We start from the raw sequence: 23,042 nt of genomic DNA, 5'->3' as shown, positions 1-23,042 counted from the left end.
TGTTCGGGCAGCAATCGGCTATGCTTTGGCCGAATCGCCCTTTTTCCGCATAGCGCTGAAGATGATCGTCCCTACGAAAACGGCAATGAGTACAGAGAAGAACACAACGTGCGAGACATGGAGACCGAATGCGGCTGCGATCATCTTAAGTCCGATAATAATGATCAGGATAAAAGCGGCTTTCTCCAGCTCGGGGAATTTTTCGATCAGTCTCAGGAAAACCTGAGCGACTCCGCGCATCATAAGGACGCCCAGAATACCGCCAAGGAACAGTACCCATACCTTCTCGCTGACTCCGAATGCGGCCAGAACGCTATCCACGCTAAAAGCAATATCCATCAATTCGACGGCAAGCACCGTTCTCCAAAATGAATAGCCTTTATTTGCGACTTCCTCGCCTTCCGGCTCCTCTTTTTTAAGAAACAGGTTGCTGATGGCAATCCACAGCAAATACAAGCCGCCGACCACTTTAACCCACGTGATTTGCACGAGAAACGTTCCGACGCCAATGGCCAGGAAGCGAAAAAGATAAGCACCGATGAGGCCGTAAAAAAGCGCCTTCTTCTGCTGCTCTTTAGGGAGATGCCTGACCATTACGGCCAGAACCAGAGCGTTGTCTGCGGAAAGCAGTCCCTCAAGCAGAATCAAAGTTCCGATGATCCCCCAGTTTACAGGATCGCTGACTGTCGCCACAATGACGTCCCAGCTGAAAAACGATGAAAAATTGTTAATAAAACTGGTAAAAAAGTCTGCCAAAGTCGAACCCTCCCGGCTCATTTAAAAATGCTATTTGCTTCCGGCTACCCAGCGCAATCCCCAATTGTAGGCGTTATCCAAATCCCGATGCCCGGAATAATACTGTACCAGCCTTTCGATGCTCAGCGTTTCGTTGTCGCTGTTTTGGATCATGGCGATGGCGCACATCGGCAATCTATTGTTGTGCTCGTCCATCTTGACCACGATATCCGGGCCATCCTGCTGCTTGATCGTCACGACCCCGTCGGCTTCAGCCCAGTTCGCAACGCCTTCGTAAATAAAAGCAAAAATTAAAATACGCTTAATCTCGGACAGCTTGTTGCCGTTAATCCGAATGTTCTCGCCGGTTGACACGGACCCTGTACGATCATCGCCATCGAGCGATATGAAAGGCTCCCGTTTTAACGAGCCGAACGAGCCGCCGAGCGCTTGGATGACGCCCTTTTCACCCGATTTCAATTCATACAAACAAGCAAGATCAAGATCCACCCCGGTTTTTCGTTTGAAAAAGCCGCCTGATTTCGTTTGATTCCAGTTCAGGTTGACAAGAATTTCTCCCAATGCACCGGAAGCTTTCTTTTGAAGATTAATCTTGTCTCCCTTTTTCTTGAGCTCAATTTTCGAAAGATTGACCGGATTCGGACTGGGCGGAGCTGGGGGCGGTTGAGGCGGTGTCGCTTGCGTAACTCGATTAACGGGCTGGGGTACCGGATTGCTCGGCGGGGAATTCTGCTCTTCCGTCACTTCAATGCCAAAACTCGCACAAAGTGCCTGAAGCCCGCCCGAAAAGCCCGCTCCTATTGCATTAAACTTCCAATCGCTGTTGTACCTGTAGAACTCTCCGACAACGATTGCCGTTTCTACGGAAAACTGATTGCCAAGGTCATATTTCAATATCTCCGCACCGCTGCTTTCGTCTGCGACGCTAAGATACAACTGGCTAACCTCATTAAAACGCTGTCCGCGCTTCTCGCCTTCATGAATGGTAAGCGATACAGCCATTTTCTCTATGTGCGCAGGAACAGCACTCAAGTCGATGCGGAACAATTTGTTGGCCGGCGATGAAGCGGGCGCTTCGGTATACTTTATGTATTGGCCTGCCTCAGGATTGTTATAGAAGATCAGATGGTCGTCGTTTGGAACCTTGCCGCCGGCGGCGAGCAAAAATGCGGATGTATCCAGTTCTATATGGGCCGGCGCCTTCCAGCCGAGACTGACCGCAATCCGCGAAAGTCCTGGATTGTTTTTGGTGATATCGGCCTTTTGCCCTTTAATAACCTGTATCGTCATCGTTTGCATACACCTTCCCTGAATAAATAAACAGGGTGAACAGACTCAGGTATCGCTCACCCTTTGCAATTGTGTATTACGTTATACAGGAAGTCCGTAATTGCGGCATAAAGCGGCCAATCCACCTGAGAATCCGCTGCCCACAGCCTGGAATTTCCATTCCGTTCCGGACGCATCGCGATATAACTCGCAAATAACGACCGCAGTTTCAACCGAGAAATCTTCGCCCAAGTCAAAGCGGAGCACTTCGCGATTGGACACTTCATCCACTACGCGAACAAAGGCGTTGGATACTTGACCGAAGTTCTGGCTACGGCTCTCCGCATCGTGAATCGTAACGGTGATGCCGATGCGGGAAATATGCGCAGGAACTTTGCTGAAATCGATTTTGATCTGCTCGTCGTCGCCGTCGCCTTCACCGGTACGGTTATCGCCGGTATGCTCAACGGAACCGCTGCCGCCGATCAGACGATTGTAAAACACGAAATCGTCTTCCCCTTTGGCTTTTCCGTCCTGGTGAATCAAAAATGCAGAGGCGTCGAGGTCAAAATCATGTCCGCCGTTATATTTGTTCGTATCCCAGCCCAGACCGATGATGACTTTCGTCAGACCCGGGTTTGTTTTCGTAAGATCGATACGCTGGCCTTTCGATAAATTAATCGACATGTTTTGTTACCTCCTGTTTCTGTTTAGCCAACTTGAAGGCCGTAATCGGCGCACAAGCCTGCAAGCCCGTTTTTGTACCCGCTGCCGATCGCATTGAATTTCCATTCGCCGCTGTTACGGTACAGCTCGCCGACAACGACAGCCGTTTCGATGGAGAAATCTTCGCCCAAATCGAAACGGACCAGTTCTTCGCCGTTCGCTTCGTTTACGATGCGCGCATAAGCGTTGGAAACTTGTCCGAAATTTTGGCTGCGCACGTCCGCTTCGTGGATCGTAATGCAAAAAGCGACTTTCTCGACATCCGCAGGAATGGAGGCAAGATCGATATGTACTTGCTCGTCGTCGCCGTCGCCCGCTCCGGTCCGGTTATCTCCGCCGTGCACGACAGAACCGTTTTCGTTTTGCTTGTTGCCGTAAAAAACGAAATTTTTATCGGAGCTGACTTTTCCGCTTCCGTTAGCCAAAAATACGGACGCGTCCAGGTCGAAATCGGAACCGCCGTCATATTTTTTAGTGTCCCAGCCCAGACCGACAATTACTTTTGCAAGCCCCGGATTCGTTTTGGTAAGATCGACTTTTTGCCCTTTGGAAAGACTAATTGCCATTGTTATGACCTCTTTCTATATTTAAGATTTGGTATATTAAACATAATTTCTTGCAAGCACATCGATATGCGGAGCGTGGGTAGCTTCGCCGATAGCCGCAAACTTCCATTCTTCCTGATGACGGTACAATTCGCCGACGATAAGCGCCGTTTTGCCGGAGTAGTTATCCGTAAGATTAAACTTGACCAATTCCTGGTTGTTGTTGCTGTCGACGATGCGGATGTAGGCCGATTGTATCATGCCAAAGTCCTGCTTCCGGTTTTCGCAATCATAGATGTTAACGACCATCAAGATCTTGTGAACATCGGAAGGCACTTTGTGCAGATCGACAAAAATTTGCTCATCGTCGCCGTCGCCATCGCCGGTCAAGTTGTCCCCGGAATGAATGACGGAATTGCATCCACTGTTCTTGTTGTAAAAACATACAAGATTTCCTTCCTTGGTCAGCTTGCCGTTCGCGTCGAGCATGATCGCAGAGGCGTCGCAGTCGATGTTGACGGTCTTTTTCATGCCGAAAAATCCTTTTTGCACGGCCGGATCCCAGCCCAGACCGACGGTGATTTTCGAAAGCCCGGCTTTTCCTTTGGTCAGATCAATCTTTTGTCCTTTTACCAGACTGATAGACAATTCGTTCACCTCCCCTCGCACGTTCCCTGTACCGCTGCATGCAAGCCGGTTCGAGAATTGTTGAATCACAAACATGCAATACGAAGTAACCGGTGAATGGTTTCAGAACTCAACAAATTTTTACAAACCGAATTCGGAGGCGCTGATTGCGAGCGCGCTGCAAATTTCTTTGACGACTTCTTGCTCTTTCGCGTCAAAATCACCGTCCGCCGAACCTACGGCGCAGCATACGCTTATGACTACCCTTGCAACTTCGGGCTTGTCTCTAAGCTTGCCGATTGCTTTCAGCGCTTCCTGTTTGCCGATAATCGCGTCGAACTCGAAATTGCTCACATAATGATTGAATCTCTCGATAACTTGGCTCATCTCGAATACCTTCAATTCTTCGCTGCGCCCGATGTAACCGGCCATTTTTTGCTTCTCGGCGGCGCTAATGGAACCGTCCGCAGCAGCGACAAGCGCGCAGCCGGCGACAACCGCTTCCAGGAAATCTTTATTTTTGTATTTTTTCACTTGGTCAGTCAGACCGTTTTTCGCATTGTTGACCCATGATTTAAAATTATTCAGCATGTTCATCTCTCTCCTCGGCCAATGAAATTATGATATAGGGGATGGGGATTGGCGTCGCCCAGCTGTTCTCTAGACCTGCCACTCCTTCCAAATCTTCCTATCCATTAATTCTACCTTAGTTAGACACGATTTGACAATTCGTGCGCCAACCGCTTTACGGTAACAACATATACGTGAAGAAAACAGGCGAAACCGTTAAACACGCCGGCCAAAGCTGCACATCGCTGGCCATAGGCGGAAGGCCTGCGACTGTCAGGCTGTTGCCCCCAATGCCTGGGGCGGGGACGCGGGAAGCTGCCTGGCGGGGCAAACCGCAAAGCCTGCGACTGTCGGGCCGTTGCCCCCAATGCCAGAGGCGATAGCCAAATCTACCTTGCTGCGCGAAAAATTCCTGCAAAAGTACATGAATTTGCGCCCTAGGTACGCTGGCCACGAAGAATTCCTGCAATTGTGCAGGCTTTTCACCGAACACATGGACAGAGATTCACTTTCAGCGAAAATTCCTGCACTTTCGCAGGTTTTTCGCCAAAACAAACCAATTTCACAGAAAAAAACTGCACTTTCGCAGGTTTTCTCCCTGCCTAGCTGCCTCCTGCCAAGTTGTGCAGTCAGCAACCTACGCCGGGAGAGGCGCGCGTTGAGAAAAAGCGGCTACCGCCCCCTCTCGTCCCCCTAACTCTAACAAATGCTGTAACTTCCTCAACAATCTGGATTGTGCAGCAATTTTCGATGAAAATGAGCCCGAGCCTATGCATACCTTCTACTGAGTTCATCGGATAGACTCCTAGTGCGGGAGTTTTGCAGCAGTCTGGCTTTCGCAGGTTTTGCCGGCCGGCTGCCGGGCACCGCCTAACGAACGGCTGCGCCGTCGTTCACATGCCGGCCCTTCCGGTTGCCCTGGCCGAACGGCGAGACGTTCTAAACTTTTTGAAAAAGTAAAGTTTTTTTAACTTGTGTTTTGTATGACAAAACATTTACAATAGAAACAGGTGATGAAGCAATGAAAGACATGGTGCAATTCGGAGTTACGATCAAGCGCTTGAGAAAGCAGCGGGGCTTTACGCTGCGCGAGCTTGGCGAACGGTCCGGAGTCAGCTACTCGTTTATCAACTCCATAGAGAACAACCGCTTCCACCCGTCGAGAGAGACGGTTATTGCGCTTGCGGATGCGCTTGGCGGCGATAAGGACGAACTGCTCCTGCTGGCCGGCTTCGCGCCTACGGACGAAGAAGCGCTCGAATCCGCGCACCCAGCGGACCCGATGGATGCGGACGATGTTGAAGTCAGCCTATTTTTCAAAGATTTCAAAAGCGCGCCCAAAGAACGGCGCGATGAGATGCTGCGCTTCTGGAACTTCATCAAAGAGCAGCAGCAGAACCGCAGACCGGATACAGAACAAAGCTGACTGGCCCTAATGGGGCCATTCTTTCTCGCTTTTCACCGAACATATATTCTTATCGGAGAGGTGTTTTTATGTTTTCCCATTATCAGAAAACCCCTCTGGAACAGTCCATTGAAGCCTTGTACGAAAAGCTGGAGATCACTGCGCCCGATCAGCTGCGTATCGCCAATCTGGCGGCGAAGCTGGATATCTGGGTGTATTATATGGATATGAACAGCATGGCTGTGGAAAATAACGGGCTTTTCAGCATGAATATCGACTCCCGCCTGAGCGCGAAGGAGCAGTGGGAGGATTTCCTGCACGAGCTGTGCCATGTGTTGCGCCATTCGGGCAATCAGATGATGATGCCGATGGATTACGTCGACTGGCAGGAGCACGATGCGGCGAATTTTCAAATGTACGCGGCCATCCCTTTTCCGATGCTGGCGAAGCTTGCTCTGCCGGAACGCCAAAGCGAATGCATCGATCTGATCGCGGACGAGTTCGGCGTGACCTACAAGCTGGCCGCAGCCAGACTGCTGCAAATTCAGCGGCGTACCCTGCAGGGTATCTGGGACAGCGAGTACCTGGCTTACACGCGAAGCCTGGCCCGCAAATACAACCCGGCCAACTGGTCGGATGCGACGATGCAAATCATGGACAAGCTGGAGAAGCAGCTGAAGCGGAAAGGAGCGGACAAGCATGGCGAAGCTGACGGTTTTGTATGAATTCCACGATACGCATTTAAAACCGTTTCTGATGACGATACGCTTTAGGCCCGGGGAACTGGACTTACGCAAACAAATGTTCTATGTGCCGCTCGCCGCGCCATTTCGGCAGCTTCATATCGAGGACATAGCCGATACGGAGCCGGGAGTATCCGTCCTGCTTGAGGATCTTACGGTGAATGAGCGTTATCCTCATTGCGTCGGCATTCATCTGCAATCGATACAGACGCGTCACGGCTTGGTCGACACCGATGACGCGCTGCATATGTGGATTCGCATCGGCGACATCGAGGAAGTGCTGCAAATCGAAAAAAGCGAGAGTCCGTATACCCGCGAAGACTGTCCATTCCTGCAAAGTTGTGTTACTATGATACATAATGATACATAGAAGATACATTTTGTATATACAGAGGTGAACGCGCCGTGGAACAATCTCCATCCGTAACCTGGCATCACTCCGTTGTGACCAGGCAAGAGCGCTTTTTGAAAAATGGGCACAAAAGCTGCGTCTTATGGTTTACAGGCTTGTCCGGCGCAGGCAAGTCGACGCTGGTGTTCGCGCTGGAGAAGGAGCTTTATCTCAGAGACATTCGCTCTTATGTGCTCGATGGGGACAACATCCGGCATGGATTGAATGCAGACCTGGGCTTCACAGGCCAAGACCGGAAAGAGAACGTCCGCCGCATCGGCGAAGTGTCGAAGCTGTTCGCGGATGCCGGACTGATCGTGCTTTCCGCGTTTATTTCCCCGAATGAGAACGACCGGGCGATGGTGCGAAGCTTGTTCGATGAGGGGGATTTTTTGGAGGTATACGTCAAATGCTCGCTGGAGGAATGCGAACGGAGAGATCCCAAAGGTCTGTACCGGAAAGCGCGGAGAGGCGAAATCCCTCATTTCACGGGCGTTTCAGCCGGATACGACGTTCCCCGCAGCCCCGATATTACGATTGATACGGAAAATCTGACCGTCGAGCAATCGGTTCGTTTGCTTATCGAACAATTGGAAAAGAGAAACTTCCTCACCGTCGATGAGAAGCTTCTCTCTCCCTAGCAACGAGGCGCATAGCATAGCAGCGCAAATCAAGCATGCGCCTCGGTTTGATAGCCCAACAGTTTGCTGAACATCCCCTTCGTTTCCTGCGACAGCTGCTGGTAGCCCCCCTGCTGAACCAATTTCCCCTGATCCAATACGATGACCTGATCGGCTCCGCGAATCGTCGATAACCGGTGCGCGATGACGATAATCGTCAAGCTCCCTTTTAACCGCTCGATCGCCTGCTGAACTTTCAGTTCGTTTTCACTGTCCAGCGCGCTTGTCGCTTCGTCCAGTATAAGAATCGAAGGCTTGCGGAGAATCGCTCGGGCCAGCACGATGCGCTGCCGTTCTCCGCCCGACAGCCTCACTCCCCGGTCACCGATAACCGTATCGATGCCCTGCGGAAGCTTGCCGACGAACTCGGCCGAAGCGGAAAAATTCAACGCCTCCCACAGCTCCTCTTCGCTCGCATGAGGGTTCACAAGCAAAAGATTGTCGCGGATGCTCATATGGAACAAGAACGGGTCCTGCGACACGTAGCTGATCGAGCTTCGCAAAGGCAGCAGCGTATTGCCGTCAAGCGGAACTCCGTCTATGAGGATTTGTCCGCTTTCCGGCTGTATCAGTCCCATCAAAATATCGATCAGGGTGCTTTTGCCTGCGCCGGATTTGCCGACAATCGCGGTGAGCCCCTTGGCCGGTATGTACAAATTTATATGATGAAGCGCATAGGACTTGGAATCCTGCTCATACCGGAACCGGATACCGCGGCATTCGATTCCGCGCTCAATCGGGATAGCGGGCGACAAGCCGCCGTCCTTTTGAACTTTCCATTCCTGTGCCGCTTTGCATTCGCGCTGAAGTTCCAAAACTGCCTTGAACGCAGGGAACATGGACACCATATTTTCCAGATTCGATTGAATAAGCGTAAACCGCGGCCACAAACGGGCGAAAATGATCACGATCAGCATCAGCTTCTCGGGCGGTATATGAAGCCATTCGAACGAAGTATAAATAAACAGCGCGACAAGTACGGAAGCCGCAATTTTATGAAGAGACTGCGTCGTCGCATTCAGGCTGACGAATTGGGTTACATTTTGTTCGATGCGCTGGCATAGCGAAAGGAACCACGTTAAGTGAATGTGCTCGAGACGGTTGCTTTTAATATCTTTGATGCCGTTAAAATGCTCGGTAATGCCTGCATAATAGCTCTGCGACAGCTCGGAGGTGCGATCGCCGAGCGATTTGGCTTTTCTGACAAATTTGCGGAACAGCACGAAAATCGCGGCGCCGCTCACCAGAATAACGACGGTCAGAAGAGGAGACAACCAGAAGGCCAGAGCAACCTGGATAACGGTAAAAATGACAGAAGCGATCAACTGCATGAACATGTTAGCTCCTTGGCTGACCCTTGCCAGTTCCGTCGACAAAATGTGGCTGAAATCAGACCTGCGCCTGGCCAGAAAAAAATCCCATTTGGCCTGCAAAATGGCCCGGTAAGTTTCAAAGCGCAGATGCTTGATAAAATGCTGCTGAATTTTCGAACTGCGGATCGTCTGATTGCGCTGCAGTAACGCCTGGAACGCGATAATCGCTACGTACACGGCAAGAATAACGGGCAAATTAAGCACGCTCTGTATGCGCTCTATCGCAGTAGACATCCAGGGCAGCGGTACGCTTCTGGCCGCATCGATATGAAAAAATCCGATCATTCCGAGCATGGGCAGCAGCAAATAAATGCCGATCCCGTCCAATAAGCTGACCGTAACCATGCCGGCCATATTGAGAAATATTCTTTTCCCAGTCACGGCAACCATTTTTTTCAGAAAAAACAGCATATCCCCCATGGGCATTCCCTCCTATAACGATGATTGCTGCTTGATTTGCCGCCAACACCACAGGAACGGGCGCAAGGGGAAGTATAAAAAATGCAGCGCTTTCGGCAGCGGCAGCACGACGGCATCTTTTGCGCTCGGATAAAGCCGGTTCAAGATGTACGTCCACTTTTGCCTGCCGCTCTTCAGAGAAAACAGGTAGGTGCGAAAAGGCTTCGCCAGCTCAGGCGGCGGGTCCGGACACAGGTTCGCCAAGGCGTGAATGAACGCAAGCGCGCTCTGGGCAAGCTGGCGCTGCCGCCGTCCGTAAAACAAGCTCTTCATCTCATCGCTGACCGGCGTATGCAGCAGCCCGGAAGCGAGCATCAGCGCCTGCCCTCCGATATGCACGCAGCCGTATTTTCGAAGCAGCGCATGCAGTTCTCCCGGGCGCACCCCGAGTCTGACGAGTCTGTCGATATCCGCAAGCCAGCGGAGGCGGAACCAGCCGTGGCGGGAGCCGTGCGAGACGAGGTACAAAAATAAATCTTCGTTGCCCAAATAATAGACGGGGCTGCTGCCGATCGAACAGGTTCTTCTCCGTTCCCACAGCTCGCCGAACTGCGGCTCTTCTTTGCCCATATCGGGATTAAGCCGCCAATGCAGCTCGATTTCCACCTTTTTTTGCGGATGCACATAAGAACAGTGATAGAGCTTCCACTTCCAGTCCAGCACGCGGACGGGATTGTCGCGGATCACGTAGCCGAGCTGCTGCAAAAGCTGCTCCGCCAGTTCCACATCCTGAATCTGGACGAGAATATCCAGATCTTTGGAAGTTCTGAGCGACAGGTCGCCGTATAGCTCCCTCGCCAGCACCGGGCCCTTTAGCGTGAGCGTGCGGAGCTGGTGCGTTTCCAGCCAGGCGCAAACCCGTTCCATCTCCGCGCCCAGATGAAGCATCTTTAGCGCATTGCGGCCGGATTCGAAGCGAAGGGCCTGCATGACCTGGGCAGGAATCCGCCCGTTCCGGTCGACGCACTTCAGCTTCGCATACAGCGCCGGATAAATGCGGTGATGCTTGGCATATTGCAGAAACAACCGCCAATCGATGTCCGGAGTTTCCGCCGGGGCTTCCCACGGCTCATCATCGCTCAACCGCAGGATCGCGAAAATTTGTTCCAGCTCTTTTGGACAATTACGGTGATCAAGCTCGTATTCGTTCCCCATCCTTGTTCTCCCCCGACTTTCTCATCACTGAAACCTTTTGCCGAATTTCTCGACGACCGTGAACGACTCCATGCCCTCGGCTCCGGAAATATAGAACGGACCGCTGCGCAGCCAGGCGTGGGCGATCATTTTGCCCGATTTGTCTTTGGCGGTTCCCAAATAGAGCGTGCTTTCGATTTTGCGCCGCTCCAGCATCTTCATCCCCGCTATGGCCATGACCAGGCATTTGCTTTCCCACAGCGTATGGCGGCTCATCATGCGGATTGCGCGGGAAATATTGCGGATGACAGCCTCATCCCGGTCCCGATGCGCATGCGGCGTCTCTTCGCTCCGGCTGCCGAGCGTGGGGGCGACTTTGGCGAAGGGAGCCGCTTTCAACATGCGCGCCCACGCCAAATACACAAGCGCTTCAAGCAGAAGCAGCTTCATGAAAGGACGTAAAGTAAGGAACGCCTTTGCTTTTTTATACACGGTCCATTAGCCCTTTCTGATTTGGATTAATCCTTCCCTGGTCAAATGGTTTAAAAAAGCGATCACCTGCTCCTCGCACGCGGAGGGCTCGATGTCATATTCCGCTTCCAGCGAACCGACAACTTCCCCGATAGACGTTTCGGCGGCGATCAGCTCCCAGATCCGGCCGCCGGTGGTACCAAGATTGTAATATTTGCCGGTTTCCACGCAAAGCATGACCTTGTCTCCGTCCATGTCGCTGACGAGGCTGCCCGCTTTTTGCACAACGCGGTCGCTTAATGTAAGCTGCTGGCTGATCATCGCGTTAAATACACCCCTTTGCCGATTGTATGTAAAATTTGCTCGGTCAGCTCATGCGCCGAGAATCCGGCCAGCGGCCGATGAAGCCGGTATATCTCCGTGCGTCCGCTTACTTGCGCCGATACCGCAAAGTGCCACTGCTCCGCATTCATCCGCCGGATGAGCGCCTTGCGGTAAGTATGCTGCACCAGCTTGTGCAGCTTCTCCAGCTTCCCGAAAGGGCGGATTTCGATCTCCCTGCCGTCCGTCGGCACAAGCTCGAACACGCCGGCAAGCGGAGCCGGATCGCGATGATAGCCGCTGTGAACGGGAACCGCATACTTGTTGACCTCCTGGTACACCGGCCGGTATTGATTGGCCGCGAATCCCAGCCGGTCCATGCTTTCCTGCCACAGCTTCTGTTGAGGATATGCCGGTTGAACGACAGGCATGCCTGAATCCGCAGCGAGCGAGACGGCGATGACGTCATCGCTCAGCAGCAGGCAGCCTCTGCTCAAAAAAGCGGCCGCAAGCGTCGATTTGCCTGCGCCGGACTCGCCGACGAAAGCGTACGCTTTGCCGTCTACGACGACGGCGCTGCCGTGCAGCGGGAGAATCCGCCTTTGCATCAGCAAGGCGCCCATACACGTTCCGAGCAAATACACCCGGACCTTTTCGGGATCGGAACCCGGCAGCGGCGAAACCGCAATTCTGGACCCTTCCTGCAGCCTGTAGATGGCCGTGCCCGGAATTTGAAACAGAAAGCCGCCGTCTATGACGACAAAGTTTTCGGATGCCGCCACCCGCTCCTGCCAAAACAAGGTCAAATCGGCGGTTTCGATCTCAACGTCCGCCGTTTCGGCCTGCTCTTCCGCAAGTGTCAGCTCCGGAAGCGGGATATCGCTGGCGATGCGCAGCCCGAACGCCTGGTAGACAGACCGTTTATATGCTTTAATGGAATATTCCCCCTGTCTTGTGAGATAAACCTCTATCAAGGTCTTTTCGAAGATGAGCGACCGCGTTCAGAGGTAGGTTTATTCGTCAATAAGAATGCTGTTCTACGCGCTTTAGCGCTGTAAAGAACTTAATCATTCTTATGTGGCAACAAAAGCAAAATGGCCGTCGCCGTCTTTCGACAGGACAGCGCCAACTTTTGCTTGCGTGTTTCCGGAGAGGATAACGCCCGCGCTTATCCTCTCCGGACACCGGCATCAGACAACAATTGCATAAGTACGAAAAGCATTAGCTCGGGTCGTAAAGGTCAGCATCGTGCACACTTACCCAGTCGATCTCTTTAGATCCTTTGCCTCCCATTGTCATGCCAACTTCAAGAACTTCCAAAGACGGTTGATTCCACTCTTTCTTTTGCATCGTATTCACCTCCCTTCAAGCGAACGGGCGAATGATCCGCCGCCGGCTGTTTATGAAAATGTTTAAGAAAACGGTAGACGATCAGCCCCTGCATCAAAATTTTGACATTTTCGTTGTTGGCGTATGCGGGAACAGGTTCTTTCACTTCGGACGCGGCCGCTCTCATCCTGTCGATGTTCAAATAGTCCGCGGCAATCCCGTCGCTGCACATGTCGTGCGCCTCACTCAGGAACGACGGCCAGGACGGCATCATCCGGTGAACCCAATCCGCCGGCTGAACGCCGCGGACTCTTTGATTCAAGCGGACGTTGTCGGGCAAATAACCGCGGGTCGCCCGGCGGACGAGCGAGCGGTCCTGCCCGTTTTGCACGTACTGTTCGTATGGAACCGACAGGCAAAAACGGGCGACTCTCGGATCATTGGTCGGATCCCGTTCCATCAGACCGAAACGCATCGACAGCTTCGTCGAAACGGTGCCGTTCTTGTTGGCAATGGCTAAGTTGTTGAACTTATCCAGTCTGACCTCCAGGGCGTCAGCCGAGGAGCCGTGCAATTCGAACGCGCTCTCCGGGATTTGTTCGAACACTCCGGTCTTCAGGGCGAAGTCCGGGTTAATTAAATCGGAAGCGTAAGCTTGCAAGCTTTCGGCGCTGCGGGAACCCGGCAGGGGAAACGCCCTCTTGCCGATGATCCGCATGAGGCGGGATTTGCTCAGCCCCGTCAGCCGGGAATACTGCAAGAGCTCGCGGGACAATTGCAGCAGCTTCAGCCTGCGCAGAAGCCGGGTGTAATACTCGAGCGCAGGCCCCCATGAGATCGTGAAGTTGCCTTTTGCCCCTGTAAGCAGCACCCCGGCGCCATCTTCCCGCGCGTGTTCGTAAAGCCCTTTGATCCAAAAAATATTGTGAAAATATTTAAAAGGCATTTCCAAGAGCTGCAGCCATTCGTCCATGTCCGACAGCGGGCTTTTGCCCGGGAAATCCAAATAATTTTCTTTCACGTTGCCGACATGCTGAACGACCGAGCGGATAAAAGGCCGTTCGTCAGGCATGAGCCGCGAAGACGTCCAATCCACGAAGTCCGCCACCGGCACGTAGCTGTAAGCGTGCAGGAGCTTCCCCTCCGGCAGCAGCTCTTTGGCGGCAAAGCTGGCCACCGCTCCGGAGTCCAGTCCTCCGCTGAGCGCGACGCCGACCTGCCGGTATGTGCGCAATCTCGCTTTCACAGCGGTTTGAAAGACGTCGCAGAAAGCTTCCACATATTCCTCTCCGCTTCCAAGCCGGAGCGGTTCCACGGAAGTGATCGAGGAATAGCGGAAGGTAGCGACACTGCCGTTCGCAATCGTCATCGCATGCGCGGGAGGCAGCTGCTTGACGTTGCGGTAAGGCGTGGCATATACATTCACCGTCTCATACATGCCCGGTATGGCCAAAAATTCGGAGAGCCATTGTTCGTGAAGCTCTTTTTTCATCCCCGGCAGCGCCAGCAGCGGAGCGATCGCCGTGCAAAACGCAAACTTGTCGCTGTGATCGCGATAATACAACGTCCTGTTGCCCGATTCATCCCTGGCCCCGAACAACCTGCGCTTCGCCTCGTCCCAAATCATGAAGGCGAAGTCGCCGATCAAATGCTTGGGCGCATCGATGTCCCATTTGCCGTAGGCCAGAACAATGAGCTCGCTGTCCGTCATCGCTTTGCGCTTTTCCGGCGCGACATCGAGCTTGGCGAACAAATCGTCGCGATTATCCAGAATCGCGTCCGCCGTTATCGCCACCCGGCGCATGCCATCGTAATAAGGCAGCTTTTCGCGCACGGATTCGGGCGTAATCCAAACGGCATGGCAGCCGAAAAACACAGGGCCGTCCGACCAGGCATGCGAACTATCGGAGGGATACCGCTCGAGCGCCGCCATCCATGCACCGCATTGCTCCGGCGAAGCCTGCTCTCCATTCAGGTTATAGAAACCGACTATAACGCTCATGATTTCCTCCCTCGTTGGGCCAAATAATGGGAAGCCCAAAGGCTCAGGCGATTCCCGAACGGAATGAACGATTTGACCCGGTTCACCTTGCTCCTGATCGCCTGCAGCTGCTCGCGGAGACGTTTGTTGTCCGCTGCGTTTTTTTCCAGCCTCCGTTCAAGCGAGCGTATGGCTGCCTGCCATTGCAGCACTTGAGAGTCCGCCGGTGCAGGTGCAGGCGCGCTAACGGGGGTAATTTCGGCTGTGGCAGCCGCTGCCGAATGCGAGGACAGGGCGTACCGGTCCTGCCATATCCAGCCCGTCGCCTCGGCGAACTGTCTGGCCCGCAGCCCAATAAGCTCCATATCCGGCTCAGGGTCGAACCGAACGCCGGTCCATCGCTGCGCTTCCTCCAATTGGCTGCTGTAGCCAAGCTCGTGAAAAATACGCGCTCCAAGCACCCGGCCGTAAATTTCGACTTCTTTTTTATTCAAAATTTGTTTCCAATGGTCAAGAGAGTTTCGGTGGGCTTCCTTATGGTGCGACAAGAAAGGGTCCCCTACTCCCATGCTGTAAAACATTTCGGACTTGGAAGTGTTCATATGATCGCCATACTTCTCTTGTCCTTCTTCGTAGGTAATCCCTAAAAATGCGCACAGCCGTATCATTTCTTCCTGTGGATTGGATACCAGCCGCTCGTACGAGAGCCGGTAAGCTTGTGGATGCCGGGATGCGAAGTAATCGGTATATCGGAGCATTCCTGCCGTAAGATCCGTCATCTTGACGTCAAAACGAGGATTGTACATGTCTTGCACAAGGTCAAAGCTGACATTCGTATGGGCATTCACTTTCTTATAAGAAGCAAGAATGCTCCACGGATTCCGAATGAGCCAAATTCTTTTGGATTGCGGAAACAGCCGGTCCAAAAACTCCAGGATGCCGTAATAGCGGGGAGATTTGTCGACCGCAAAAGTTGCTCCGCTGCTCCGTATCAGGCCGTTATAAATGTTTACCGCAAAGGAGCGGCAAGCCTGCTCATATACGTCCGGCGGGACGACGGCGTTATAAAACTGATTGATAATCCCCGCTCCCCCGTACGGGCGAGCTTTGCCTTCCCGCAGATCCAGCAAGCTCATCAAAAACCACATTTCCTGCGTTGCGAACACTTGGCTGTGGTTTTGCAGCATGGCTGTCACAAGGGAGCTTCCGCTTCGGGGTACACATAGTAAAAAAATGAGATTATTGCCTTGGGCATCAATCAAGCCGAATCCCCCTAAAACTTAGCCTTTGATACGTTATGTATCTATTATAGCATATAACTATCCGTTTTGTATCATAATTTCTAAAAAAATTTTTGTCGCTGTCTGTCGCAATCGTTGGGCCCACGCCGATGACACACAAAAGCCCTCCTTTTACGGAGGGCTCTGAATCAAGTAATCACCTGTTTGATATGGATGTTGCGTTCTTTGCTCAGATCGATAAAAGATTCGCCCACTTTGACAAGCGGGTGCGTATCGTCGCTTGGGTTGATATAAACGACCTCTCCCCACTGTCCGTCGGTCAGCAGCACTTTGCGCCCGATCAGACTGTTAATCATATTATTGAGGAAAATCGCAACGATGTAAGGGTCAAGCTCACCGAAAAAGCCTTGTCTCATTCGGCTCACGACCTCATAGAACGGCATCGCTTCGTGATACGGACGAGTCGAGGACATCGCGTGAAAAATATCGGCTACCGCTACGATTCGGCTCATCGGATCGATATGATCCCGCTTCAATCTCAACGGATATCCGCTTCCGTCCGAACGTTCGTGATGCTGCAAAGCAACCAGCGAAACGCGATAGCTCACCCCCACCGTGTCCCGCAGCATATTGTAGCCATAGATCGTATGGCGCTTCATTTCATCGAATTCGGCATCCGTCAGTTTGCCGGGCTTCATTAATATTTCCTTGGCAATCTGCACTTTTCCGACGTCATGCATGGTTGCCGCAAGCGAAAGCAGCGCGACATCCGCATCGCCGAGGTTCAACCACTTGCCGATCAGCGTCGATAATACGCCTACACCGATATTGTGCCGATGCGTATACTCATCCTTCGCTTTCACCGCTTCGAACAATTGAAACAAATCAGGATGCTCCGCAGCTTCCTGGACAATCGGAATCAGCTCGTTTTTGACCTCGAGCAAAGGTACTTTCTTTTGCATCTGTATGCGTTCGAATAAATCCTTGGCATACTGAGTAGCTTTTTGAACAAGCATTTGGGACGTGTTTGAGTCTTCGGAGACTTGCATCATCTCTTGCTCGGACGCCAGAATGATATCCGCCAAATCGATCCGGTGCTGCCGAATCAGATTCAAATGCTCCTGATCCAGGATGGACTCGCTCGGCACCAGGACAAGCCCGTAGCCGGTCGTCACATCGTATTTTATTTTTTTGCCCAGTAGCTGTTCCACAAAAAGCGCCCCTCGCCCCAGCATTACAACATATTTCCATTTCATTATATATGACAAAATTTTCAGCTACTATGGGATGACTTTCCTATTTTATATGGGGAACCATTACCATTCGCATGGTCCTTATAGGAACAAGGGAATGCTGCTAAAGGGGGGGAGTCGGCTGAGTTCGGGCTCAGCCCTGCGTTTTGCGGAAAGCAAGCGTGTCGGCAGGCAAGGCAAAAAGATGCGCTTTTCAGGCTGCCCAGAAACCCGCACGTCAGAGCCGGTCGCAAAATCCGCCCGGTTGCGCGAAAAAACCTGCAAAAGTGCAGTTTTTGCTCGACGGATACGCTGCCCGTGACATATTCCTGCAATTGTGCAGGCTTTTCGCCGCGAATATGGGCTCAGGTTCAATTTCAGCGAAAATTCCTGCACAATCGCAGGCTTTTCGCCAAACGAGCCATTTTTAGAGAATAAACCTGCACTTTTGCAGGCTTTTTCCTTTCTAAGCCGCCTTGCCCGCTACTTCAGCCCGTAACCTGTGCAGGAAAAAACCTCCACTTTCGCAGACGCTCTCCCTGCCAAGTCCCATTGCCCCTACTTCAACTCTGAGCCCCGCGTAGGAGAGGCGTGACTTGAGGAATAGCGGCTGCGCCCCCTCCGTTTCCTCTAACCCGCCACTTTCTCAACAGTCTGTTTTGCACTGCTTCTGCTCACTGCCATTCCCACATAACCGGCTGCCCGCTCGAAAAAAACAAAAGAGGGGCCGAGGCCCCTCTCCGTCATTTCTTATTCTCGGCTTTTCTGGCGATCAGCATATCGACAACGATGTCGATTTGTGCGGTGATGGCGATAGGATCGTAACGATAGAACGTTTCGTAGTCGTTATAGAAAACGTTGTTGTTCTTCGAAGCTTTCAACCCTTTCCACACGTTGGAATTCCTCAACTGTTTCTGCGCTTCGCCCTTTTTGTCCGGGTCATAGGTCGTCAGGAACATATAGTCGGTTGCGTACTCCGGCAGCACCTCCATGGAAAGCTGCATGGCCTCTTTTTGCGCCTTGGCCCGGATATTGTCCGGCATTTTCAGCTTCAGCGCGTTATATACCGCTTGTCCGCCCCGGCCGCCGTTGTCGCCGAATACCCAAAGATCGCCTTTGTCCGTCAGCTCGTAAATGCCGAAAGTCGCGTTCTCTTCGACGACTCCTTTCAATCTTTCGCGGCCGGCCGCCGCCTTTTTATCAAAATCGGCAATAAACTGCTCCGCCTTCTCGGGCTCCCCGACAATATCGCCGAACAGCCGCAATGTTTCGTAAATGTTAGTTGCAGTGCCGTATGGAATGTACAGCGTCGGAGCGATTTTGGACAGCGCATCGTAGTTTTTGTCGTACATGATTACGATCAAATCCGGAGCCAGTTCCAGCGCTTTTTCGGTGTTGATCGGGGCGCCTACGTCCTTCGTATTTGTAAGCAGACCTTTCAAAAAAGGATTGTCAAAAATGGTCGGCTCGGCGCCAACGACATTGGCCCCCACGGACAGCAGTTCACCGCCGTAATAATCGGTAACGATCCGCTTGGGCTTTGCCGGAATCTTGATGTCGCCCTTCACGGTTTTATAGGCGCGGACTCCCGATTCGGGCGCTTTGTCCGCCCCAGCCCCAGCCGCCGCTTCCTTGGTCGGCGCCGCTGTTGCCTCAGCGCCTGTTGTCGACGCGTTTTGTGCTCCGCCGCAGGCGCTCAGAAGTACCGAGAAAGTCAACATCAGCGCAATCATTACAAAATGTGATTTTTTCTTTAACATGGTAAACCTCCCTAAAATATATGATAATGCGAATCATTATCAATTGAACTATAGCAAACATCTGTTTTGTTGTCTATATTCAAGCATTATTTTATGGGATGTCACGGCCTATCCTTGATGTAAAACTCCCTGTTTTCCAGCATAATTCCCACAGGTTTCGACATAGCAAAATTCGTCAAATTGTCCTCCGGATTTGAACTGGTTTTGAACTTGCCGTGCTACAATGTGTCAGAGTTCGGCACTTTGGAACCATAAGGAGAGGGACAAAAGTATGAAACGAATGTTAAAGACAACCGGTAAACTCGCTTTGAAGACTTCATTGGCAGCGGCACTGGCCATTCTGCCTGCTTCCTACGAAGCAGGAATAGCCGCGGCGGAAGATGCTGCAGATTACACCGTGCTGGTGTACATGAACGGATCCGACCTTGAGAGCGCGAATAACGCCGGCGCGGCATCGGCGGATCTGGAAGAGATGATGAAGGTCGGATCGTCCTCCAAGCTGAAGGTCGTCGTCGAAACGGGCGGCACGAAGCAGTGGGTGAACCCGAAGATCAGCAACGAGGTCAACCAGAGATGGCTCGTAAAGCAGGGCGACATCGAGAATGTCGGGCCCGATCTGGGCTCACGGAACATGGGCGATTCTAACACGTTGAAAGATTTTATCGAGTGGGGCGTAAAGAAATATCCGGCGAAAAAATATGCGCTTGTTTTCTGGGATCATGGCGCCGGTTCGGTCAATGGCTTTGCCTCGGATGAGCTCCATGACGGCGATTCGCTTACGCTGGATGAAATTCAGACCGGAATCAGCGGCGCTCTGGCCCAGACCAAAACGAATTTCGAACTGATCGGCTTCGACGCCTGTCTGATGGCGACATTGGAAAACGCCAAAATGCTCTCGCCTTTCGGCCATTATCTGGTCGCTTCGGAGGAGCTTGAGCCGGGCCATGGTTGGAACTATACGCCCATCCTGCAGGCGATTGCGAACAATCCGGCGATTACCGGCGACAAGCTTGGAACCGCTATCGCGGATGGTTACAAAGAGCAAGCCGCTGAGCAGGATACGGCGAATACGATCACTCTTTCCGTCACCGATTTGTCTAAAATCGAACCCGTCGAAAAAGCGCTCAACGCATTTATCGCCAAAACGAGCGCAGACATCAGCGACCCGGAACGCATCAAATCCGTAGCCAAAGCGCGCAGCAAGTCGGAGGATTACGGCAGCAGCGGGGCGCACGGCGGCAATACGGACATGGTGGACCTCGCCGATCTAGCGAAAAACGCAGCCAATCAGTATCCGGCAGAATCCAAGCAGCTTATGGAAGCGGTCGGGCAGGCGGTTCTGTACAACATCAACAGCGATGCAAAGCCTGATGCGAAGGGACTTTCCATTTACTTCCCTTTCAAGGACAAGGACAACTTCGAAGCCAACCTGGAGAAATACGACAAAATCGATTTTTCGCCGGAATACAAAAAATTCGTTCACGACTACGTGAAACAAATCAAGTCGGACTCGAAGGGCGTTCATTTTGACACCGCCGCTCCTGCGCTTGAAGAAGAAAGCGCGGAGGGTCAATCCCGAAGCAAATCGTCCTATGCCGTCAAAGTAAACCCCAATGACGTCGGAGACATCGCCGAAGCATATTCCGTGCTCGCCAAGTATGAAGAAGGCTCGAATACGAAAGTGATGTTCCTCGGCATGGACGGCAGCGTCGATATTGACGAGAAAACCGGGGAATTGAAGGATAACTGGACAGGACAGTGGGTCATGCTGAACGGACATTTCGTCTCCATGTTCGAGACAGACGTGAGCGAACACAGCATTCAGTATTCGATCCCTGCCAAGCTGAACGGCACAGAGCTCAACATTCTCACCGAGTTTAAAGCAGGGGCTGCGGAAGCGGAAATTTTGGGCGCATGGAAGGGAATCGATCCGAAAACAGGCATGGCCGACAAGAACATCATCAAAATCAAAAAAGGCGATAAAATTACTCCTTTGTTCTACACACACGATACCGCCACTGATAAGGAAGGCTTCACGGCAGGTAAAGAATTTACGGTAGATGACAAGCTGAAGCTTACGATGCAAGATCTGCCGGAAGGCGACTACTTGTACGGCTTCTATACAGTGGATTATGCCCAGAACGAAGCATTCTCCGATCTGGCCGCCGTCACGGTCGGAGGAACGGGCATTAAGGTGAAATTGAACGGCAAGCCGCTGTCCTTCGAGCAGCCTCCCGTCATTGTCGGAGAGAAAACGATGGTTCCGCTGCGCGCGATTTTCGAAGCATTGGGGGCAAAAATAAGCTGGGACGGGGATACGAGAACCGTCACGGCACAAAAAGGAGACACAACCGTCGTGCTGCAGGCGGATTCCAAGCTTGCCACAGTAAGCGGCAAACAGGTTGAATTGGAGCAGCCGGCACAAATCGTCGGCGGCAGCACCATGGTTCCGGTCCGCTTCGTCAGCGAAGCGTTGGGCGCCAAAGTCGGCTGGGATGAGGCGACGAGGACTGTACTCATTGATTTGAATCCTTAAAATAGCTCTTTTTTCAGCAAAAAAACTGCTGGGAGGCCAGCCTCTCAGCAGTTTATTGCGTTAAACTTGTATCCGAAGCCCCGAACCGTCTGGATATATGCCGGTTTGGAAGGATTGAGTTCTATTTTTCTCCGAATGTTGAAAATATGTACCTTAACCGTATGGTCGCCCGCTGCATGATCCCATCCCCATATGCGGTCGTAGAGCTGCTCGACATGGAATGTCCGGTCGGGATGGCTGGCTAAATAAATCAGCAGCTTTCTTTCTTTTGCCGACAGAATCACTTTCTCGGTGCCGATCCAAACGTCGCAGCTGTGAAAGTCGATGGTGATGCGGCCGTCATTATATGTCTGCTCCGAAAGCTTCTCCCGCCTATTCACATAACGGCGCAAATGGGCTCTCACTCTCGCTGCAAGCACGGCCGGATCGCAGGGCTTCGTAATATAGTCGTCCGCACCGGACTCCAGGCCGCTAATGATATCTTCCCGTTTGCATTTACCCGACAAAAACAGAATCGGAATATCGGTATTCTTGCGCATTTCCATGCATAAGCTCATCCCGTCGGTATCGGGCAAAGCAGTATCCAGAATAATAAGATCCGCCCGGGCGGTTCTCATCGTTTGCAGCGCTTCGCTGCCATTGCATGCGAACAACGGTAGAAAACCCGCCTTATTTTCAAAATGCGACGCCAGCTTTCGAACTTTTGTTTCGCTGCCGACGATTAAAACTTTTGCATGCTCCATGTCCGCCCCCTTCCGTTCAATCGCCGTATCCTGCCTAACTCCACCAGTAGACGATCCCAAAAGAGAGAGGCAGCGCCAGCAGCAATCCGATAAACAACATCCAATTTTGCACACGTCTGCTAAAAATATGGAACAGATCGGTTTCGGGATAGAACCAACCGTGTATCCATCGCAAATAAACGAGAATGCCCGACCAGAAAAGGTAGACGCCGACTACAATCCATAATTCCCCCAAATTGCTCCCCCCTGATCCGCGCTATCGCATTCAGCACGCAATTACATGGATCAGAATAAACCAATGCACTTCATGCCGCCATACCTAAAAAGGAGTATTTTTTACTGCCCGAAGCGTTCGTGAATAGAGCTCCGTCATCCGTCAATATAACAAAGAAAAAAACCGAAGCCCCTTGTGTACAAGGAATTTCGGGTTTTATACTGCATTCTTTTCCCATATTGTATAATACTGGTCGCTTAACTTAAAAGCTTATGCTATAATCGTTTTGCAATATAATAGGCTTTATGGGCGGTCGGCTACTCCCTCGAAAGGGGGTGATGCCTGTGGAGGTAAAAGATGCACTAACCCTAATGTTCATGTTCGGCATGTTCATTTTGGCTTTGCTGACTTACCTAAACTCAAAGAAATAGACCGCCCCTCCAGAAAAGTGTGCGGTCTATTTCTATAGCCTAATCCTTTTCAAAGCCTACCGCCCTTAAAAGCGGATATTGCGCGGGAGAGTCGTGTTGGCAGCA

At 52.1% G+C, this 23,042-nt stretch carries 24 protein-coding genes; 6 read left to right on the top strand and 18 right to left on the bottom strand.

Translation table 11 applies throughout. The annotated features are described in order from the left end of the window. Nucleotides 1–18 precede the first annotated feature (18 nt). The 6 genes from AC6RNO_RS21015 to AC6RNO_RS20990 form a co-directional block, all read right to left on the bottom strand. Nucleotides 19–756, bottom strand: a complete 738-nt coding sequence (locus tag AC6RNO_RS21015; protein WP_497106625.1) for a TerC family protein — start codon at nt 754–756, stop codon at nt 19–21. A gap of 30 nt (nt 757–786) precedes the next feature. Further along, nucleotides 787–2,046, bottom strand: coding sequence for a TerD family protein (locus AC6RNO_RS21010; RefSeq protein ID WP_497106624.1), 1,260 nt, complete (start codon nt 2,044–2,046; stop codon nt 787–789). An 81-nt stretch (nt 2,047–2,127) separates the two neighbouring features. Continuing rightward, complete coding sequence (locus tag AC6RNO_RS21005; protein ID WP_497106623.1) at nt 2,128–2,712, bottom strand: TerD family protein; 585 nt, start codon at nt 2,710–2,712, stop codon at nt 2,128–2,130. Between the two features lie 23 nt (nt 2,713–2,735). Next, on the bottom strand, nt 2,736–3,317 hold the full coding sequence (locus AC6RNO_RS21000; RefSeq protein WP_497106622.1) for a TerD family protein: 582 nt from the start codon (nt 3,315–3,317) through the stop codon (nt 2,736–2,738). A gap of 36 nt (nt 3,318–3,353) precedes the next feature. Further along, entirely contained in the window at nt 3,354–3,944 is a 591-nt protein-coding gene (locus AC6RNO_RS20995) for a TerD family protein (protein ID WP_497106621.1), read from the bottom strand. Nucleotides 3,945–4,064: 120 nt separating this feature from the next. Next, on the bottom strand, nt 4,065–4,511 hold the full coding sequence (locus AC6RNO_RS20990) for a TerB family tellurite resistance protein (RefSeq protein WP_497106669.1): 447 nt from the start codon (nt 4,509–4,511) through the stop codon (nt 4,065–4,067). 1,003 nt (nt 4,512–5,514) lie between these two features. On the opposite strand from AC6RNO_RS20990, the gene AC6RNO_RS20985 reads away from it, so the two are divergent. The 4 genes from AC6RNO_RS20985 (at nt 5,515) to cysC (ending at nt 7,673) form a co-directional block, all read left to right on the top strand. After that, nucleotides 5,515–5,919 carry a helix-turn-helix domain-containing protein gene (locus tag AC6RNO_RS20985; protein WP_474683969.1) on the top strand — a complete coding sequence of 135 codons (405 nt, stop codon included), beginning with the start codon at nt 5,515–5,517 and terminating at the stop codon, nt 5,917–5,919. A gap of 68 nt (nt 5,920–5,987) precedes the next feature. Then, on the top strand, nt 5,988–6,623 hold the full coding sequence (locus tag AC6RNO_RS20980; RefSeq protein ID WP_474683968.1) for an ImmA/IrrE family metallo-endopeptidase: 636 nt from the start codon (nt 5,988–5,990) through the stop codon (nt 6,621–6,623). Further along, nucleotides 6,598–7,011: a hypothetical protein gene (locus AC6RNO_RS20975; protein WP_497106620.1), complete on the top strand. Its 414-nt coding sequence runs from the start codon at nt 6,598–6,600 to the stop codon at nt 7,009–7,011. Before AC6RNO_RS20980 ends, AC6RNO_RS20975 begins: the two co-directional genes overlap by 26 nt. 35 nt (nt 7,012–7,046) lie before the next feature. Beyond that, nucleotides 7,047–7,673 carry an adenylyl-sulfate kinase gene (gene cysC / locus AC6RNO_RS20970; RefSeq protein ID WP_497106619.1) on the top strand — a complete coding sequence of 209 codons (627 nt, stop codon included), beginning with the start codon at nt 7,047–7,049 and terminating at the stop codon, nt 7,671–7,673. A gap of 29 nt (nt 7,674–7,702) precedes the next feature. Here cysC and AC6RNO_RS20965 read toward each other — a convergent pair whose 3' ends face one another. The 10 genes from AC6RNO_RS20965 to AC6RNO_RS20920 all read right to left on the bottom strand — a co-directional run bounded on the left by AC6RNO_RS20965 (nt 7,703) and on the right by AC6RNO_RS20920 (nt 19,013). Next, entirely contained in the window at nt 7,703–9,505 is a 1,803-nt protein-coding gene (locus tag AC6RNO_RS20965) for an ATP-binding cassette domain-containing protein (protein ID WP_497106618.1), read from the bottom strand. A 12-nt stretch (nt 9,506–9,517) separates the two neighbouring features. Beyond that, nucleotides 9,518–10,699: a nucleotidyltransferase family protein gene (locus tag AC6RNO_RS20960; protein ID WP_497106617.1), complete on the bottom strand. Its 1,182-nt coding sequence runs from the start codon at nt 10,697–10,699 to the stop codon at nt 9,518–9,520. Nucleotides 10,700–10,723: 24 nt separating this feature from the next. After that, entirely contained in the window at nt 10,724–11,128 is a 405-nt protein-coding gene (locus AC6RNO_RS20955; protein WP_497106668.1) for a lasso peptide biosynthesis B2 protein, read from the bottom strand. A 48-nt stretch (nt 11,129–11,176) separates the two neighbouring features. Further along, a complete protein-coding gene (locus AC6RNO_RS20950; RefSeq protein ID WP_497106616.1) occupies nt 11,177–11,470 on the bottom strand; it encodes a lasso peptide biosynthesis PqqD family chaperone in 294 nt (97 codons plus the stop codon). Further along, nucleotides 11,467–12,444 carry an aldolase gene (locus tag AC6RNO_RS20945; protein ID WP_497106615.1) on the bottom strand — a complete coding sequence of 326 codons (978 nt, stop codon included), beginning with the start codon at nt 12,442–12,444 and terminating at the stop codon, nt 11,467–11,469. The genes AC6RNO_RS20950 and AC6RNO_RS20945 overlap by 4 nt, the downstream gene beginning before the upstream one ends. A 247-nt stretch (nt 12,445–12,691) precedes the next feature. Beyond that, nucleotides 12,692–12,820, bottom strand: coding sequence for a paeninodin family lasso peptide (locus AC6RNO_RS20940; protein ID WP_474683962.1), 129 nt, complete (start codon nt 12,818–12,820; stop codon nt 12,692–12,694). After that, complete coding sequence (locus tag AC6RNO_RS20935) at nt 12,777–14,801, bottom strand: asparagine synthase-related protein (protein ID WP_497106614.1); 2,025 nt, start codon at nt 14,799–14,801, stop codon at nt 12,777–12,779. Before AC6RNO_RS20935 ends, AC6RNO_RS20940 begins: the two co-directional genes overlap by 44 nt. Beyond that, nucleotides 14,798–16,042, bottom strand: coding sequence for a sulfotransferase (locus AC6RNO_RS20930; RefSeq protein ID WP_497106613.1), 1,245 nt, complete (start codon nt 16,040–16,042; stop codon nt 14,798–14,800). Before AC6RNO_RS20930 ends, AC6RNO_RS20935 begins: the two co-directional genes overlap by 4 nt. Nucleotides 16,043–16,209: 167 nt before the next feature. Further along, entirely contained in the window at nt 16,210–17,232 is a 1,023-nt protein-coding gene (locus AC6RNO_RS20925; RefSeq protein WP_497106612.1) for an HD domain-containing phosphohydrolase, read from the bottom strand. A 764-nt stretch (nt 17,233–17,996) separates the two neighbouring features. Further along, entirely contained in the window at nt 17,997–19,013 is a 1,017-nt protein-coding gene (locus AC6RNO_RS20920) for an ABC transporter substrate-binding protein (RefSeq protein ID WP_497106611.1), read from the bottom strand. Between the two features lie 271 nt (nt 19,014–19,284). On the opposite strand from AC6RNO_RS20920, the gene AC6RNO_RS20915 reads away from it, so the two are divergent. After that, on the top strand, nt 19,285–21,549 hold the full coding sequence (locus tag AC6RNO_RS20915; RefSeq protein ID WP_497106609.1) for a clostripain-related cysteine peptidase: 2,265 nt from the start codon (nt 19,285–19,287) through the stop codon (nt 21,547–21,549). A gap of 44 nt (nt 21,550–21,593) precedes the next feature. On the opposite strand, the gene AC6RNO_RS20910 is transcribed toward AC6RNO_RS20915, so the two are convergent. Next, a complete protein-coding gene (locus tag AC6RNO_RS20910; protein ID WP_497106608.1) occupies nt 21,594–22,292 on the bottom strand; it encodes a winged helix-turn-helix domain-containing protein in 699 nt (232 codons plus the stop codon). A gap of 34 nt (nt 22,293–22,326) precedes the next feature. Further along, the gene (locus AC6RNO_RS20905; RefSeq protein ID WP_497106607.1) at nt 22,327–22,527 is read right to left on the bottom strand and encodes a hypothetical protein; all 201 of its coding nucleotides are present in this window, start codon (nt 22,525–22,527) and stop codon (nt 22,327–22,329) included. A gap of 323 nt (nt 22,528–22,850) precedes the next feature. Between AC6RNO_RS20905 and AC6RNO_RS20900 the strand changes: the two genes are divergently transcribed. Next, nucleotides 22,851–22,937, top strand: a complete 87-nt coding sequence (locus AC6RNO_RS20900) for a putative holin-like toxin (RefSeq protein WP_474684110.1) — start codon at nt 22,851–22,853, stop codon at nt 22,935–22,937. Nucleotides 22,938–23,042: the final 105 nt, after the last annotated feature.

The organism is Paenibacillus sp. sgz302190, from assembly GCF_059820445.1.
Note: the sequence above shows the minus strand (reverse complement) of the source record. Positions and strands in the feature narration are given on the sequence as shown.

Excerpts from the sequence above, each read along its gene's own strand:
- AC6RNO_RS21010 (WP_497106624.1), bottom strand. The coding sequence starts at position 2,046 with ATGACGATACAGGTTATTAAAGGGCAAAAGGCCGATATCACCAAAAAC.
- AC6RNO_RS21005 (WP_497106623.1), bottom strand. The coding sequence starts at position 2,712 with ATGTCGATTAATTTATCGAAAGGCCAGCGTATCGATCTTACGAAAACA.
- AC6RNO_RS21000 (WP_497106622.1), bottom strand. The coding sequence starts at position 3,317 with ATGGCAATTAGTCTTTCCAAAGGGCAAAAAGTCGATCTTACCAAAACG.
- AC6RNO_RS20985 (WP_474683969.1), top strand. The coding sequence starts at position 5,515 with ATGAAAGACATGGTGCAATTCGGAGTTACGATCAAGCGCTTGAGAAAG.
- AC6RNO_RS20980 (WP_474683968.1), top strand. The coding sequence starts at position 5,988 with ATGTTTTCCCATTATCAGAAAACCCCTCTGGAACAGTCCATTGAAGCC.
- AC6RNO_RS20975 (WP_497106620.1), top strand. The coding sequence starts at position 6,598 with ATGGCGAAGCTGACGGTTTTGTATGAATTCCACGATACGCATTTAAAA.
- AC6RNO_RS20965 (WP_497106618.1), bottom strand. The coding sequence starts at position 9,505 with ATGGGGGATATGCTGTTTTTTCTGAAAAAAATGGTTGCCGTGACTGGG.
- AC6RNO_RS20960 (WP_497106617.1), bottom strand. The coding sequence starts at position 10,699 with ATGGGGAACGAATACGAGCTTGATCACCGTAATTGTCCAAAAGAGCTG.
- AC6RNO_RS20955 (WP_497106668.1), bottom strand. The coding sequence starts at position 11,128 with ATGAAGCTGCTTCTGCTTGAAGCGCTTGTGTATTTGGCGTGGGCGCGC.
- AC6RNO_RS20950 (WP_497106616.1), bottom strand. The coding sequence starts at position 11,470 with ATGATCAGCCAGCAGCTTACATTAAGCGACCGCGTTGTGCAAAAAGCG.
- AC6RNO_RS20940 (WP_474683962.1), bottom strand. The coding sequence starts at position 12,820 with ATGCAAAAGAAAGAGTGGAATCAACCGTCTTTGGAAGTTCTTGAAGTT.
- AC6RNO_RS20935 (WP_497106614.1), bottom strand. The coding sequence starts at position 14,801 with ATGAGCGTTATAGTCGGTTTCTATAACCTGAATGGAGAGCAGGCTTCG.
- AC6RNO_RS20920 (WP_497106611.1), bottom strand. The coding sequence starts at position 19,013 with ATGTTAAAGAAAAAATCACATTTTGTAATGATTGCGCTGATGTTGACT.
- AC6RNO_RS20915 (WP_497106609.1), top strand. The coding sequence starts at position 19,285 with ATGAAACGAATGTTAAAGACAACCGGTAAACTCGCTTTGAAGACTTCA.
- AC6RNO_RS20910 (WP_497106608.1), bottom strand. The coding sequence starts at position 22,292 with ATGGAGCATGCAAAAGTTTTAATCGTCGGCAGCGAAACAAAAGTTCGA.